General features: G+C 48.2%; 11 protein-coding genes. 3 read left to right on the plus strand and 8 right to left on the minus strand.

Going from position 1 to position 16,782, the window contains the following annotated elements; all coding sequences use genetic code 11:
- Window positions 1-3 precede the first annotated feature (3 nt).
- The 4 genes from NDA03_RS11735 to NDA03_RS11750 all read right to left on the minus strand — a co-directional run bounded on the left by NDA03_RS11735 (window position 4) and on the right by NDA03_RS11750 (window position 8,311).
- Entirely contained in the window at window positions 4-4,920 is a 4,917-nt protein-coding gene (locus tag NDA03_RS11735; protein ID WP_348238096.1) for a hypothetical protein, read from the minus strand.
- 19 nt (window positions 4,921-4,939) lie between these two features.
- Window positions 4,940-5,530, minus strand: coding sequence for a phage tail protein (locus NDA03_RS11740; protein ID WP_190412619.1), 591 nt, complete (start codon window positions 5,528-5,530; stop codon window positions 4,940-4,942).
- Entirely contained in the window at window positions 5,530-5,817 is a 288-nt protein-coding gene (locus NDA03_RS11745) for a hypothetical protein (protein ID WP_199299674.1), read from the minus strand. Before NDA03_RS11745 ends, NDA03_RS11740 begins: the two co-directional genes overlap by 1 nt.
- 142 nt (window positions 5,818-5,959) lie before the next feature.
- Window positions 5,960-8,311, minus strand: coding sequence for a substrate-binding domain-containing protein (locus NDA03_RS11750; RefSeq protein ID WP_190986726.1), 2,352 nt, complete (start codon window positions 8,309-8,311; stop codon window positions 5,960-5,962).
- A gap of 72 nt (window positions 8,312-8,383) precedes the next feature.
- On the opposite strand from NDA03_RS11750, the gene NDA03_RS11755 reads away from it, so the two are divergent.
- Window positions 8,384-8,593, plus strand: a complete 210-nt coding sequence (locus tag NDA03_RS11755) for a Nif11-like leader peptide family natural product precursor (protein WP_190986725.1) — start codon at window positions 8,384-8,386, stop codon at window positions 8,591-8,593.
- A gap of 111 nt (window positions 8,594-8,704) precedes the next feature.
- On the opposite strand, the gene NDA03_RS11760 is transcribed toward NDA03_RS11755, so the two are convergent.
- The 4 genes from NDA03_RS11760 to NDA03_RS11775 form a co-directional block, all read right to left on the minus strand.
- Window positions 8,705-10,744, minus strand: a complete 2,040-nt coding sequence (locus tag NDA03_RS11760; RefSeq protein ID WP_348238097.1) for an ATP-binding protein — start codon at window positions 10,742-10,744, stop codon at window positions 8,705-8,707.
- Window positions 10,741-12,087 carry a DUF4255 domain-containing protein gene (locus tag NDA03_RS11765; protein ID WP_348238098.1) on the minus strand — a complete coding sequence of 449 codons (1,347 nt, stop codon included), beginning with the start codon at window positions 12,085-12,087 and terminating at the stop codon, window positions 10,741-10,743. Before NDA03_RS11765 ends, NDA03_RS11760 begins: the two co-directional genes overlap by 4 nt.
- A 100-nt stretch (window positions 12,088-12,187) precedes the next feature.
- The gene (locus NDA03_RS11770; protein WP_190412614.1) at window positions 12,188-12,865 is read right to left on the minus strand and encodes a response regulator transcription factor; all 678 of its coding nucleotides are present in this window, start codon (window positions 12,863-12,865) and stop codon (window positions 12,188-12,190) included.
- A gap of 79 nt (window positions 12,866-12,944) precedes the next feature.
- Window positions 12,945-14,099: a HAMP domain-containing sensor histidine kinase gene (locus tag NDA03_RS11775; protein WP_348238099.1), complete on the minus strand. Its 1,155-nt coding sequence runs from the start codon at window positions 14,097-14,099 to the stop codon at window positions 12,945-12,947.
- 240 nt (window positions 14,100-14,339) lie between these two features.
- On the opposite strand from NDA03_RS11775, the gene NDA03_RS11780 reads away from it, so the two are divergent.
- Window positions 14,340-14,888, plus strand: a complete 549-nt coding sequence (locus NDA03_RS11780; RefSeq protein ID WP_190412612.1) for a Pvc16 family protein — start codon at window positions 14,340-14,342, stop codon at window positions 14,886-14,888.
- Between the two features lie 99 nt (window positions 14,889-14,987).
- Window positions 14,988-16,706, plus strand: a complete 1,719-nt coding sequence (locus tag NDA03_RS11785) for a phage tail sheath C-terminal domain-containing protein (RefSeq protein ID WP_190412611.1) — start codon at window positions 14,988-14,990, stop codon at window positions 16,704-16,706.
- Window positions 16,707-16,782: the final 76 nt, after the last annotated feature.

Genomic DNA, 16,782 nt, shown 5'->3' on the forward strand with positions numbered 1-16,782 from the left:
ACTTTACCAGGGCAGGCGTCCTGAATAGTTATTTCCTCGACGCTCTCGCTCTATTTCCAACCGTTGCCGGATAAAACTATAAACTTCACGAGCTAGAAGCTCTAAGTTGTCGGTGGCTTCTTCACTAGAAAAATCATCAACGGTAGATACGCTTTGATCGATTGCTCCTACTTGGCTATCAGTGTCCCCCATTAACTGTATAAGAGCTTCCATTCCAGAGGCTGATGTGCGACGCGAGGGCATGGAATAGGTCTGAATAACATTGCCCAAACTATTGTTTTGTGGGGAATTCATCAGGGGGTGGGAAACATTTGATTGGGAGCTGTTAGAGTCGGATGGTTTGGAAATTATCGGCTTTTGCGGTGCCTCCCACGTCCTCTGTTCTGAGAGAGGTTGTACAACGATTGATTCGCTTGCTTTAGGCGTATTCTCCCCTATTAATTCAGAAATACTTGACCAAGATGTTGGTATCTCTCTGGTGTTCGTAGAACTGTTTGAGGAAGGTAGAGTTTCAGGGGAAGAGGAAAAGGAAAAAGGTGCCATTTGCACTTGTTCTACACTGCTTGAAAATGCTGTAGCTTCTTGGTTATTCTGCCCTGAATCTTCTGGCATTCTCTGGATAGGAATAGGCGGCTCCGAAGCAGACGAGAAGTTTGAGGAGAGCGGTGCAAGAAAGGATTCCTCAACCTTATTGCTGCCCATGTCTGGAAATGGGGAAGCGAGAAGACTGGATTGTTGAGCTAGAGGGCTGAGAATGGATAGATTAGTCAGCACTTGAGGCAATTGAGGCAGTTCTTCGCTCTCGTCAAGCGACTCTGTTTCCACCAAAGGTTGTATAACGGTGGGTTCTGTAATTTGTGTGCTTTGAGGCACCTCTACAGGGGGATTGGCAAAGGATGTAGAAGCGATCGCGTCTTGTGCCAAGCCAGCCAAATTTTCACGTGCTGGTTCGGTTTCTAATTTCGGTTGAATGAGTGTAGCGTCTGGCGTTGTTGTACTTTCAGGTACTTGTATGGAATCGGTAAAAGCGATCGCTGCTGGTGCTAGCCCAGTCACCTTTTCACTTACTAGTTCGGTTGCTAATTTCGGTTGAATGACTGTAGCATCTGGCGTTGTTATGCTTTCAGGTACTTGTCTGGAATCAGTGGAAGCGATGCCTTGTTTTGTATCAACCGGAAAATCTTCACTTGCTGGTTCGGTTTCTAATTTCGGTTGAATGAGTGTAGCGTCTGGCGTTGTTGTACTTTCAGGTACTTGTATGGAATCGGTAAAAGCGATCGCGTTTGGTGCCAATCCAGCTAAATTTTCACTTACTGGTTCGGGTTCTAATTTCGGTTGAATGACTGTAGCGTCTGGCGTTGTTGTACTTTCAGGTACTTGTCTGGAATCGGTGGAAGCGATCGCGTCTGGTGCCAATCCAGCCAAATTTCCACTTACTGGTTCGGGTTCTAATTTCGGTTGAATGACTGTAGCGTCTGGCGTTGTTGTACTTTCAGGTACTTGTCTGGAATCGGTGGAAGCGATCGCTTTTGGTGCTAACCGAGTCAAATCTTCACTTGCCGATACGGTTTCTAATTTCGGTTGAATGACTGTATCGCCTATAATCGGCGTACTTTCGGGCGTCTGTAGAGGAGAGTCGGTTGATTCAGTAGGTGAAAGCGCCAAGTTGAACGCTTCAGGCTCTTTTACCGATGATTCTATGGGGAGTGGTAATTCAGCGATGGGTGCCAAGAATTCTGGCAACACTTCTCCCTTTGTTTGTATAGATAACTCCCCAATCGGTTGTATTAGCGTGGATTCTGTAGGCGTCGTTTCTTCGCGTACAGATTTTGGAGCGATCGCAGAGGTAGGAATCGGGGGAGACGAGCTTACCTGCGATGGAAATTCAGCCCTTAACTGTACCGCAGGCTCAAATGGTTCCAGGACATCTGACACTGGTGATGTTGAGTCAGACGGCTGTGAATTTAAGCTGGCTTGTACAAGGGTTGATATGTTAGGTGTGGTTTCAGGTGGCGCAGTAGCTGGTGTGGAAAGCGAGGGTGTGGGGGCGAAGTTGTCAGTTACTTCTGAAGAGAAATTTTCCTCCATCCTTTGTACCAGTGGGGGTTCACCTGGTTCTGTGGCTGTTGAAAGCGCTGGTGCCTTTTGAACTAGGGATTCTACCTTTGTTACAGGCGCTGTGCTATCCGAACGGTCAACTGTTATATTCTCAGAAGCGATCGCTGGCATTTCAACTGATTCCGCCTCTGTCATCCCAGAAAATGACATTGGTGACTCAATCGATTCCGTAACCTTCGATAACGTAGTTTCTGTGTGGTTTGCTGCTTTTGTTTCCGACAGAGGTTGTACAACAACTCGATCTGTAGTGACTTCTGGCACAGCCTCGGAAGTAGTCAAATTAGAGACTGCGGCTAAGTTTTCGTTTACTGCTGAAGTAAGTTCTAACTCTGTCTCTGGTGGCACCGATGCCGCTTGCGGTGCAGTTAACAGAGGCATTTGTACCTTTTGAACTTGCAGTTCAGCTTGTAACAGCGGTTGTTCTACGGTTGGTGCGATGGCGGCTGTATCTGGCTGCACAGATGAAGGCATAGTGGGTGAGGACGAATCAGCCAGAGGGTTTTTCACCGGAGTCATCTGTTCTGGCGCTGGTGCTGTAATAGATGACGTGAATTCCTCAACCGCTGGTGCCCTTTGAACTTGTGGTTCTGTATGCGAAAGGGTTTGTCCCAAAGTTGGTTGGCTATCAATGGGATCTCGCTGGCTAGCAATGGTGTCTCGTGGTGCTGATGCTACATTTGGTGCTATTTGTTCGTTAATTGCTGGTGCTTTTTGAACTTGTGGTTCTGTATCCAAAAAGGCTTGTCCTAACCTTGCTTCGGTTGCGGCTGTCTTAGTTGGCACCGATGAAGGTGTGGTTGAAGAGGGTAAACTGATCTCGTTGCTTCTTTCAGTTCCTAGTGCTGCATCTGGTTCCGTGGCAACCTCAATCGCCACTGTCCTTTGAATTATGCTGGCTGAGGGTGAACTAGCGATCGCATTGCTTCTCTCAGTTGTTGGTGTTACACCCGGTGTAGAAGCCTCCATTGCTTCTACCCTTTGAATTGTGCTGGAAGAGGGCGAACTAGCGCTCTGATTGCTTATTTTAATTCCTGCTGCTTCAAGGGGTGCCGTGAGAGCATCTATTGGCGACTGAATTGTGCTAGATGAAGGCCAACTAGCGATCTCATTGTTGATTTCAGTTCCTGGTGATTCAATAGGTGCCGTTTGTTCGTCAATTTCTGCTGCCCTTTGAATTGTGCTCGGTGAGGGTGAACTAGTGCCCTGATTGGTTATTTCAGTTCCTGGTGATTCAATGGGTGCCGTTTGTTCGTCAATTGCTGCCGCCCCTTGAATTGTGCTGGCTGAGGGCGAATTAGCGATCTCGTTGCTTATTTCAGTACCTGTTGCTTCAAGGGGTATTGTGCTGGCTGAGGGCGAATTAGCGATGGCATTGCTTCTCTCAGTTGTTGGTGTTACATCCGGTGTGGAAGCCTCAATTTCTGCTGTCCGTTGAATTGGGCTGGATGAGGACGAATTAGCGCTCTGATTGCTTATTTCAGTTGTTGGTGTTACACCCGGTGTGGAAGCCTCATCAATTGCTGCTGCCCTTTGAATTGTGCTAGGTGAGGGCGAATAAGCAATTTCATTGCTTATTTCAGTGCCTGCTGCTTCAAGGGGTGCCGTCTGTTCGTCAATTGTTGCTGCCCTTTGAATTGTGCTAGGTGAGGGCGAATTAGCGCTATCGTTACTTCTCTCAGTTGTTGGTGTTACACCCGGTGTGGAAGCCTCAATTGCTGCTGCCCTTTGAATTGTGCTAGGTGAGGGCGAATTAGCAATTTCATTGCTTATTTCAGTGCCTGCTGCTTCAAGGGGTGCCGTGAGAGCATCTATTGGTGGCTGAATTGTGTTGGGTGAGGGCGAACTAGCGCTCTCATTGCTTATTTCAGTTCTTGGTGCTGCAATGGTTGCTGGTGTTGAATCTGGTGCCGTGGAAGCCTCAATCGTTACTGCCCTTTGAATTGTGCTCGGTGAGGGCGAACTAGCGATCGCATTGCTTATTTCAGTGCCTAGTGATTCAATAGGTGTCGTTTGTTCGTCAATTGCTGGTGCCTTTTGAATTGTGCTGGAAAAGGGCGAACTAGCAATCGCATTGCTTATTTCAGTGCCTGCTGCTTCAACGAGTGCAGTGAGAGCAGCGATTGGTGGCTCAATTGTGCTGGGTGAGGGCGAACTAGCGCTATCGTTACTTCTCTCGGTTGTTGGTGTTACACCCGGTGTGGAAGCCTCAATCGCTGCTACCCTTTGAATTGTGCTGGGTGAGGGCGAACTAGCAATCGCATTGCTTATTTCAATTCCTGCTGCTTCAAGAGGTGCCGTGAGAGCAGCTATTGGTGGCTCAATTGTGCTGGGTGAGGGCGAACTAGCGATCGCATTGCTTATTTCAGTTGCTGGTGCTGCAATGGGTGTCCTGATAGGACCAATCCCTACTGCTTTAGCTGGTGGTTCGGTAGCTAAAACAGGTTGCACTAATGTTGGATCGGTTGCCCGCATAACTGGCAAAGCAGCCTCTGCCGAGATCGGTGCCGTGTCAACATCGACCGATTCACTTGATTTTGAGCCTTGGGATTCTGCAAAAAAGGGTGAATTCTTGAAAGGATTATCTGGCGGAAATTCATCCGCCACTTCCTCAGAGAAAAAACCGGAAGGATTGAAAACGGTAATCGATCTTGCTCCCAGCGGGTGCAAAAATTTAGGATTTAGTAAGCTCTGCCCTAACGGATTAGGTGGAAGCAAGGGGTTTTTGATACCAAGGGGTTCCTGGGGTATCGTTTCTCCATCGGGAAAATTGTTCCTTGGTTCTGTGCCCTCATGTTCCGCCATATTTTTGTTGTGTTAATTTCTAGGCAAAGTATCCCAAACTATCGCGTCCACCGGAAATTGAAGATCCGCCATTGCGTGACTTATCAACCTGTAAACTCTCGTATGAAAGTGTTAACTCTTCAATTGCCACTGCATTGGAATCCGCGCTTAATGAGGCTGACTTCCAGGCAACAGGAACGGCACCAATTAGTGTCCAACACTGCATTGTTTCTCCTGCTGGGTTGAATACCAAAATATTAATGTTACGACGTTCTTTTTTTGGTAGATTATTGCCTTGATTACGCCCAACATCGCTTAATATTTTACTAATCCAATCCCAAAAAACTAAATCATTAGTGATACCCCGCTTGAGGGTCACATCTGAAAATTCTGCCTGACCTAGAAAAATTCTCTGTTGATCGTTGACACCGCCTTCATAGTGTTTTTGAGCTTTGATAGTCACACCCAAGCCTTGGCACTCGGTGAAACAGGCAGTAATATTACTTTGAATTTCTACATAAAAACGATTGGCAGTAACGTAGTTTAGTTCGCGGACGCTAGTGCCATTTTTGTTCTGTCCATTATTGCGACTTGACGCAGACGACTGTGCTGGTGGCAGTGGGGCGGGCATCAGAAGTATCCTCCGTAGTTTCTACTGCGTTCCCTTTGACGACGTAAATCTTCAAGCATCAATTCATAAACGCGATCGCTCAATTGCCTCAGCAATAAAGGATCGCGCAGAACTTTAGCGGCTGTCTTTGATACCGCAGTTTGGTTATCTTTATCGTTACTGGGAACTAAACCCGGTGCTGCGTACCCAGCCGGACGAGTGCTACTCCCAATGGGTTGTAGATAAGATTGTGTCCCCAGATTAGCGATCGCGCCGGAAACCGCTTGTTGGGAAGAATACCTGTTCATAAAAAAACCAAAACTTCCTGTTATTTTAGGGCATCCGTTTTTGGCTGATTGCTAGACAAAGGTCTAAATTCAGCTAATAGCTATTCACCATTAACCTCTAGGAATCTAACCCACTCTAATCCAGCAGGTAATTATCTAAAAACTATTCTAGCGGTTGTAACGGCACCAGTCCGGCTTTGCTCAGCAATCGCTGTGCCTCAAGAGTTCTCAGCAGCTCGGCGAACTTTTGACCGGCAGGGATACGGCGGTTATCTCCAGAATAAATAACGGTTATCGGATATGCCAAGGGGTAGGTGCTATTTTTGAAAAATTCTATATTAGGATGATAACTTCCTTTATCATCACAGAGGTCTGTTGTTGGCTCTACAGGCTTCCCATTATCTTGAATTAACGCCTGGATTGCTGGTTTATTTCCGTCTTTTAAAGCTAAGGGATAAGCCGAACATTGACCGAAAACTTTGCTGATTGTGCCAAAGGCAATTCCCCCAACCTCATCATCCTCAAAATCCCGAATCACCTGTCGTAGAGTCTCGAAAGTTGACAAAGGCTTAATTTCTGGCTCGAAAGAGTTTTTAAACAAAGGAGGTGGTTGCTCGCTCTTTTGAATTAATTTTCTAAATAGAGCAATTTTTTGCTCATCTTTAAGAACTCGTTGCTCAAATATTCGTACCGCCTCAGTTTCTTTCGGAATATAGAGTTTTACAGGTAAATCAGGCCCTCCTAAAACTTGCCAATTAGTAATTTCGCCAGTGTAAAGCTGACGCAATTGCTCAAAAGTAATTTGACCCTTGAGAGACTGAGGAAGGCTTTTCTCTCGTTTGGCGTAGCTGAAGGCAACAAACACGACCAGCCCATCGTAGGCAACTGGTTTATACTTCAATTCGCTGGTCAAATCACTCACCAAGCTAGAAATCGCAAAGTCTACTTGCTGCGAACTGACTTTCGCGATCGCTTCCTCTCCGGAAGGCTCAGCTTGATAATTCAACTCTAATTTTGGCTGACGTTCTCTGAGCTTGTCTTCTAAAGTTTTATTCTTTGAGATGAGATTGGCGTGGCGCAGGATATAGCTCCATGTTCCGTCTTTTTCTGCTGTGTAAGTAAACTTACCCGCAGGAATACCAGGGATTTCCTTGATGCAACAAACCAGAAAATCATCATCGGCGGCACGATTACCCGCTTGGGACTTCGGAATCAAAAACCAGATGAGTATTCCCAACAAAGTCACTCCCAAAGCACCCAACAGCAACCAGGGAAGACGGCGCAGCTTGGTTTTTTGCTCTTCTAGCGGCACTGTGTCTACAACTACTAGATCGACTGGTTTCTCTGGCGGCAACTTCAACAGTGCTTGTCGTGCTTCCTCAGCACTCTCAAAACTGACATCTAGCCCTAAAAGGCGAAAAATGAACATTTTGAGGTGAGGTTCCACCACAGGCCATTGCTGCTCATCCTTGGGGTCGAGCAGTTGACCGGAAACGGGGTCAGTAGAGCGTCCTACTAATAGGTAAAAAGCCACGTATCCCAAAGCGATTAAGTCTTGGGTAACTGTAGGGATAATGGTTTGGGCAGTTGGCAGGTCGAACAGACGTTCCCAAAGCGCCAAATCGCATACATGGATAAAAAATTTCTGGTCGTCTGTCACCATCAGCAGACTATCCAAACTAATATTGCCGTGAGCGATTCCCTGCTGCACCTGACCGGAGGGCAGACTGAACTTTTGACCGTGGAGAAACTCCAGGGTTTGCAGGACTTGGTTGAGAACTTGGCGCACTTGCCGACTGGTCATCGCACCATTGGCGGCAAGGCAGGCGTTTAGAGTTGGATGGGTATCTAAATTGCTCGTGGTAACAAGATAGCAGCGTTCCTGGATCGGGTCAGAAATAGCGTCCCAAGGGTGACGCAAGCGAACATCTTGGACTCTTCCATCTGCTAGACTCAAACCGGCTGCTAACTCGAAGGTTTGCTGACGCAGGCGGGTTTCTTCCTCGTTAAAACAACGGTCGGGAAGCAGGTACTCTTTAATCACAACAGGCTGCTGATCGGCAACCTGAATTCCCTTATACAGTCGCCCCATTCCCCGGCGTCCCAACAAGCCTTCGATCCGATATCTTCCCCGACGCCCCCGGATCTCACTTTTCTCGGCTAAGGTAGCTGGGAAACTACATTCTGAGCAATATTTGGCGGTTGGATCTTGCTGAACCGTTTGTAGCGGTAAGGTGCAGCTTAAGGCTTCACTATACTTGCAACGGTACTGTCTGTAGAGGTGGTCAACTCCCTGAACCTGCGGGGTAAATTGAGGCGGCGGTACTTCTGTTAGGTCTGATGGAGTCGTTGGTTCTTCTAGCGTTAGCGGATCGAGTTCGGTTTTGATTTCATCAACGACAGGCGCAATCCATTGGTATTGACTCAACCAACCGTATTGGTGGAGTCTGAAATGGGGGGGGTTCCGCCTTAGATACTCCCTCAGAACAATTTTGGGAATGTTTGTCAGTGCCACCGAAAATTCTCCGGATAAGCGATAGGTGGATGGTAAGTTAACATTGATTTAACGTACTGGGAATATAGAGTGATGGCAAAAGAGGAAGTAATAAAACTTTTTAGAGCTGTTCAAACTGACTCCGGCTTACGAGAAAAGCTCAACTCTGCACCCGACTTGGAAACATTAGTCAAAATGGCTGAAGAATGTGGTTATTACTTTACAGTTGAAGAATGGAAAGATACAACCGGATTTAAGGTAGAAGAGTTGGAAGGGGAATTGTCAGAAATCCCTGGTTTATAAGTTTAATCAGCTGTAAAGAATAATTAGCGCGATAGCGTACAGCCCTTTGGGCATGAAAACAGCGAAGCGAGGCGTTAGCCTAGCGCCGACCTGTCGGTTCGCTTTCTTATTTCACACCCAGCCTTTCACTTCCGCATCGGTGAGAGGTCTTTCCAGTTTGACATATTCGCTTTTTGCTGCTTGCAAAATGTGTTGCATCCCGACCGGCTCATTGGCATCTGCGGCGATAAAGGCTGCATTGAGGGCAATATTGCGAATGTTTCCCCCGGCGACGTTTAGCCGTGCTAGCTTCACAGGATCTAGCCGTTCAGTCGGTGTTTTTCTGGGGAAGATGCGCTGCCAAATTTCAGCTCTTTGGGTGGCATCAGGGAAGGGAAACTGAACGATAAAACGAATCCGGCGCAGAAATGCCTGATCGAGAGAACCTTTTAAATTAGTCGTCAAAATCGCTAAGCCTCGGTAAGCTTCCATGCGTTGTAACAGGTAGGCAACTTCAATATTGGCATGGCGATCGTGGCTGTCTTTCACTTCAGAACGCTTGCCAAACAGGGCGTCAGCTTCGTCAAACAGCAGAATTGCTCCCCCAGCTTCTGCGGCATCAAATACGCGCCGTAGGTTCTTTTCTGTCTCCCCAATATACTTACTGATGACAGAACTCAGGTCGATGCGATAAAGGTCTAGCTGCAATTCTCCAGCCAGTACATCTGCTGCCATTGTTTTGCCAGTGCCGCTGCCTCCGGCAAATAAGGCGCTGATGCCCAAGCCGCGTCCGCTGCCGCCAAATCCCCAGTTTTCGTATACTTTGGCACGTTGCCGAACGTGAGCGGCAATGTCGCGCAACACCTGTCGCTGTGCCTCTGGCAATACCAGCTCATCCCAACTGGCTCCTGGGATAATGGGTTGAGCCAGGTCGTTGAGTCTCTGGCGAGCTTGTGAACGGCAGGTATCCCATAAGAGGGTGCTGAGCGTTTCTTGAGGACTGAGGGGTGAGGACTGAGGGATGAGGACTGAGGACTGAGGACTGAGTGAACAGAGAGATTCTTGATTATCTCCTCTACCTTTTGCCTCAGTACAAACAGCGTAAATAGAAGGGGCGCTAAGGCTGAAATGGGATACCAGCGTATCTAGATGTCCGTTCAAGCTTTCTGCTGCTTCACCCAAAGCATCTTGCCAGATAGCCCGTTGTTCGGGGGCAGTTGGCTTGCTAACATCAATCGTAATTGAGGGACGCTGCCGCGATCGCCTTCTTTCGGGACTAGTGACGATTATCGGGCTGGTGACTCCTTCAATCAACGTGGCGATAACATTTTCTCGCGCTGGATCGCTTGTCTCGACATCGTCACAGTCGAGTAACAGGACACTCTCACTTAAAATGGCTTCCCGATTCCATAGCCGCAGGATACTGTTAAAGTCGCTAGGACTGGTGGGAATGACTTGGGCGGACATCGCATTTAAGTTGAGCTGCAAAAGAGCGCAAGTTGCAGATGCGATCGCTCGTTTGCTGGCAGTCTCATCTCCACATAGCTGCACGACAGGTAACGCCGAACCTTGTTGCGATGCCTGCAACCACGTCTCTGCCAGTTGTTCTGCAACTTGTCGGTGCGATGGCACCAAACTTTGAACCGAGCGGTGCAATGGCTCGATAATGCCTATGAGCCGTTCATCTAGATATTGCACGCCAGCGATGTAGTGCAATATTCGCTCGTCAATTCGCAAGGGACTGGAGGTGAGTGTAGTGCCTGTCCCAACTTCAATCAGTTGCCAGCGACGCAAAGATGCCGTGGGGGTTAGTGCATCCCAATGGGAGGCAGGTAGAATCGCCAGCGCTAAGCTCATTGTCGGATATGCCTGCCGCTCGTTGCCTTGAGCGATCGCGCATAAAGAAGGAAAACTGGGGTCAAGTTCCATCCCCACGCACAACAGCAGGATATCCCGCTCAAAATCTGACAAACCGAAGGTTTTGCACAGTTGTTCTAGTGTTGCTGGAGGCGAAAGGTTCGAGGTCAGAGGTAGAAAATCTTCTTCCTGGACTTTTTCCTCTCCTTGCATCTTTGCCGCTTGGCGTTCTAACGCCTGACGCACGCGAGCAACTTCTCCCATGAAGTAGCGCTGATTCGCTGCTTGCCAGCGATCGCTAGTCGTGGTCATCATACAATCGTTACCTTTGGGTCAATATACTGCTGGAAGGTCGGGCTGTCTTTGTCCGTATTCACGCTCAACATACTTTCCGCTCCATCTACGTGTACCCGCACCAAATACTCTCCTGGCTTCACATCCCGAACCGGAATGATTACCGAGGTTGTATCGGCTCGACGCGGTAAAGCATCAAACAGATAAGCGCCTGGGTTATCGATTGAGCGTTCGTTCAGCGCCACCACAACTCGCTGCTTGTTGCCGATAGTAAGATTTACTTGCAGCGTCAGGTTCGCCGAGCGCAGTTCATCTCCACTTCCCTGAATGTCGGTAATACTTACTTCTGTAATCGTTGGACGCAATACAAACGGTGCCACATTCGACTCAACACTGCGTTGGAGAGCAGGCTGGAGGCTTAACGCAGGGGTCGAGTTGCCTCTGGATGTTGCGCCGTTAGATTCGACTCCACCGTTTGCTACAGGGGCGCTGGGAGTTGAGAGGTGATGAATCACCTGTAGACTTTGTACGCCTGCGCGGAGCGACTCGGCAGAAAAGGCACTTAGGGGCAATGTGACCTGGGTTTCGTGAACTTCTGAGGGCGTCGCTTCCACCTCACCAAGACGCACCCGCGTGATGTTGCTATTCAAATTTTTACCCCGAATCAGCAACGTACTGTCTGCCAAGATTGCCTGAAACCTGCCCGCTTGAGACACTACCTCCTGAATCACCGGCTGATTGGAGAACGGTACCACACCGCTGAACCTGTACTCGCGCACGGGTAAAGCTTTCTGGGCTGCTTCTTCCCCTTCTATCATGACTACGGTCGCTCGGTAAGCCACTGATAGGGTGTATGGGGTTTGGAAGAATACCGACCAAACTTTAGATAAATCTTCTAAAGATAAATCCATTGGCACGAAGCTAATTTCTTCGAGCTGTTCGGAGAGGTTAGAGTCAGCTAAGTAAGTAAAGTTAGAATCAGCGATCGTGTCCCAAATCATTTCCTGGGTTAGAGTTGAGCGATCTTTAAGGGTACGAACGACGCTGCCTAAAAGTCGTTGCGGTTCTAACTCAACCTCATTACCATAGAGACTGATCATGTAATGCAGATCGAGAGCATTGTGCGATCGCTTTGCCATTTCGCCCTTGCGATTGCGATTCCGCACATCTGCACTGCTGCGCCACACGGGATTGAGACTCACTTGATACAGGTAGATGTTCACTCCCGTCTCTGGGGTGCCACTCCCTAAGTTACTGGGTCGCACCGTTGTCACTCTTGCGCCATCCAGGTCTATTTGTACAACAGCTTGCAAAGTTCTTTGCAAAGCAGCAGTGACAGTAGCGATCGCTAAATAATTGCTCATAAAAAATATTTCAGCAATCAGCTTCGTGAAAAGCTGATTTATTCGTTTTCACAGTTTAGCTTGACAAAGGTTTCTTTTGATAATGACCAGATTCTGACCATTAAGCACTAACTAATCCCAGTTTTAAGGCTTTTACAATTGCTTGCGTGCGGCTGGTGACACTGAGTTTTTCAAAAATTGCTGTTAAGTGAGCTTTAACTGTAGCGACTGTGATGTAAAGGCGGCGGGCAATTTCTTCATTAGAAGATCCTTCAACGAGCCAGTGTAAGACTTCTCGCTCTCGTTCGGTTAAGTGAATGCTCCGACCGGAAAGATGCGATCGCCCTGCATAAAATTGAAACAATCGAAAGAAGCAAGCTGCAACTTCTGGCGATAAATACACTTCATTTTTCATGACGGTGTTAATTGCTTCGCACAGTTGAGTTGCTACCCGGTCTTTAAACACGTACCCGCTAGCACCCGCCTGCATCGCCCGAAACACCCATTCGTCTTCCCGGTGTCCTGAGAGAACTAACACTTTCCCCTTATAGGACATTTCTCCCAAACCAATCAAGGCGGTAATTCCATCTCCAGGGGGCAATTCCATGTCCAGCAAAATCATCGCTGGCTTTTGCTCAGCGGTTAATTTTAACGCTTGCTCTACAGAAGCCGCCTCTCCAACAATCTCAAATCGAAAAGAGCCGTTATTACTCAAGAAGTCAAGTAGAGTCCGTATCCCCGCTCGGAAGCGTGGTTCATCATCCACGAGTAAAATCGAAATTGGCGCTGGTGCGGACATTTTGGAGAACCTCAAGGCGACTGTTCGTTTTAGAGGGTGAGTAACTCATTTATCATTCCCACTGACTCACTGAAAATTGCTATCGAGGTAGGGTGAAGGAAAACTGTGCCCCACCAGAAGGCAAGTTTTCTACCCAAATGGTTCCTCGATGGTCGAGGATAATTTTTTTTGCGATCGCCAAACCCAAACCAGTACCGCCTGGACGCTTAGAATAAAAAGGTGTGAATACTTGTTTCAAGTCTTCTTCAGAAAGCCCGGAACCGCAATCGGAAACTTCAACAAGCACTTCAGATTGAAAGACTTGCCAATTACAAGTAATCATTCCCCCAGGGGGGCTAAAATGAACTGCATTACTCAATAGGTTGTCAAATACCTGTTTCATCTGCCATCGATCCCCGGCCAGCGTGACCGGCTTCTCCGGATAGCGGATATGCAGTTGTTTTTCTTCTAACCAAGGTTGCAGACCTTGGATACTTTCAGCCAATGTTTTCCGCAGCTCATAAGGTGCTACCTGTAGTTTTGCCTGCTGTCCGCAATAAACCAAATCCGTTAAGTTTTCAATTAACTCATTCACGGTTTCGCGAACAATCCCAGCCTGCTCTTGCAAGCAGCCGGATGGCAACCCCAAACATAAATTTTCGGCGTAAAGACTAATCAGTGCCAAGGGATTTCGCAGTTGATGTTCTGTACGACCTAGCACTTGCTCAAGTAATTGAATCTCAGCTTTTTGACGGGAACACTCGCGAGACATCACCAGGTAGTGACTCAGCAATTGAGCCTGTTTTTCTACGCCTTGTTGTTGCAGCGAAGAAAGGGGATTTTTACTCCATAACAGCAAATACCCAACTTCTTTGGCTTTCTGCTCGCTGAGAGGGCAAACATAAGTGTTGTAGATACAAGCGGCGTCAGCAGATGCACTTTTAGCACGCTTGGTTATTTCGCTCAACTTCAGCGCAGGTAGGGAATCTTCCCACCCCACCTCAGCAAAAAATTTGGGCAACTCTGCGTAATTTCCTTGGCGCTCGTCTGAATAATAGGCTACTAATTGACGCTTTTGGGTATCTAAATCTTGGTAAACAATCCAGGCGGCTACAACAGGTAGTTGTGCGCCTATTTGTTCGAGATGGAGCTTGCAAATACTCCTAAGATCGGGAGGGTACGGTGTACCTAGCGAACCGAGTGTGGAGGAAGGTGGATGCACCTGTACAGCAAACCGTTTTATTCCAACCTTCATCTGTAACTCCCCGCCATACAGGATATTTCAGTAACGTTGAATCGGATGTAAGCACCACTGAATTTTCATTTTGCGGAGCTTGTCATCTTCCGCAAGAAATAAATGACAAATCTAGCTTAGTCGGGGATTTCAGTCTTCATCCGTATTTACACACATTTTTTAAAGTTTCGACCAAAGTCTAATAAACACTCTGGGGTTGTCTTCCTAATCTAGACCTATACAGCCTAAACACCCAGTCTTATGATCCCTGCTGCTGCCCAGACTTTGGCAGAAATCCTGGCTGAAGGGACTTCCCTGCTCAGTACAGAGCAAATTGATTTCAACCACCCTAGTATGCGGCAGGATGTAAGACCAGCACTGAACCTGTTCTGCTACAACATCGGGGAAAACAGTCAGGTAGACCACAGGATTAACCAGGAAAAACCGCATCCACCCACTTTTGGGAAGTATTCCCCATTATGGTTTGACATTTCCTTCCTAGTCAGTGCCTGGGATCGTACCGTCCTGGGAGAACAGCGTCTGCTGTCAGAAGCCTTGATGCTGTTGTTACGTTACCGCTGGCTACCAGAAGAGCTGCTAGCGCCTTCACTACGGGGTTATGGCAACTTGTCAATGACCATTTCTGCCGTTGGGCTTATTGATGCCGTCGCTCTATGGCGTGCGCTGGGGGTTCCATTACGTCCAGCTTTATATGTAACCGTGACAGTTCCCTTTAACCAGCTAGGACAAGGAGAACCAATCACACCTATAGAAGTAGTAGGGAATGGGGTAGTAGGTAGTAGGTCGTAACAATTACCTACTACTCTAGGGGCGACCTGCTAGATCGCCCCTACCAATTACCGATTACCAATTACCGATTACCCACCACTAATCAAGGAAGACTACGCTATGCCAATGGATTATTTTGCTCCTGGTGTCTACGTCGAAGAAGTAGACCGTGGTAGTCGCCCGATTGAAGGCGTAAGCATGAGTGTTGCTGGGTTTGTTGGCTTTACCGAGGATGTACGCGGTGATGCCGAACTGTTCAAACCCATGATGATTACCAACTGGAGCCAATACCTAGAGTATTTTGCCAAACAAGGCTCCGATGGTTACACAGACTTCAACGCCTACCTCCCTTTTGCCGTCAATGGCTGGTTTATGAACGGCGGTGGACGCTGTTGGGTGACTAGCATTGGTACCAAACTCCCCGGTTCGGAACCACCAGCACCAGAGGAAACAGCCACAAAGCTCAGAACCTCTGGAAATCGTCCCTCTTTGATGTTTGCGATTAAGGCATCCGAAGGCGAAGAGGATGGTAGCTCAGCTCTTGCCTTACCCGGTGGACGAGTCAATGTTTCAATCCTTCCCGATGAACCTAAAGCTCCTGAAGATCCAGAGGCAGAACCCCCACTCAACACGGGTGAATACTTTAAAGTCATCGTTAGTCGCGGTGGAGAGAAACTCGAAGAGTACAGCCACCTGACCATGAACCCGGACGTCGAGGCGCAAGTGGGTACCTATGTCATCACTGCGATTAATGAGGGGATTGGCGACCAAGAGGCATCTCAATTTTTGTCCGTCACCGATATGTCCACCAGCGGACAACCCCTGTCTCGACGACCTGTCAACGGCACCTATGAAGTCAGCCCTCCACCCGTCATTTCTAGCCCTGAACGCTTTCCACGGGATGTAAATGGGGTGCGCGATGACCGCACGGGCGTCCAAGGGATTTTTGAAATTGACGAAGTTTCGATGATTGCTTGCCCCGACCTAATGCTGGCATACCAACGCGGCCTGCTGGATTTGGATCAGGTTCACGGCATCATGGAAATGATGGTTAGCATGTGCGAAAACAACGCACCCAGCCCCAACTATCGCATGGTGGTTCTCGACCCACCACCTTGCAAGGGAGGCGGCGAGCCTGTACCCCCTGAGCAACAAAAGCCTCAGCACGTAGCTCAGTGGTTAAGTAACTTCAATCGTCGTTCCATGTTTGGGGCGTTGTACTATCCCTGGATTAAAGTAGCGAACCCACGCAATGCCGGACGACCGATTTTGGTTCCCCCCTGCGGTCACATGATGGGGATTTGGTGCCGCACCGATGAGACCCGTGGCGTTTTTAAAGCACCCGCCAACGAAGTTCCTCGCGGTGTCTTGGGTCTAGCCTACGAAACTAACTTCCGCGAACAGGAACTGTTGAACCCGGTGGGGATTAACTGTATCCGCAACTTTGCTAACTACAACCGAGGTTTCCAAGTTTGGGGCGCACGGACTCTGGTAGAACCGGCTAATGTCCAGTGGCGCTATATCAGCGTCCGCCGCCTGATTAGCTACATTGAGCGCTCGATTGAAATCGGTACCCAGTGGGTTGTGTTCGAGCCTAACGATCAAGATTTGTGGGCGCGAGTTACTCGCACGGTCAGCAATTTCCTCGAACGACTGTGGCGTGCAGGGGCGTTATTCGGTGGTTCGCCTGGTGAATCCTTCTACGTGAAGTGCGATGCCAGTATCAACACCCATGAAACGGTAATGCTGGGTCGTTTGTATGTCGAAATTGGAGTTTGCCCAGTCCGACCAGCGGAATTTGTGATCTTCCGCATCAGTCAGTGGTCTCCTAACCAGTAGGTTAAAACTCTCAGATATCAGCTCTTGATCAAGAGCTGATATCTGAGCTGATATTGAAAAATTTGTAAGGAGGTTT

The sequence above is a fragment of the Trichocoleus sp. Lan genome (genome assembly GCF_039961855.1).
GTDB lineage: Bacteria > Cyanobacteriota > Cyanobacteriia > Cyanobacteriales > FACHB-T130 > FACHB-T130.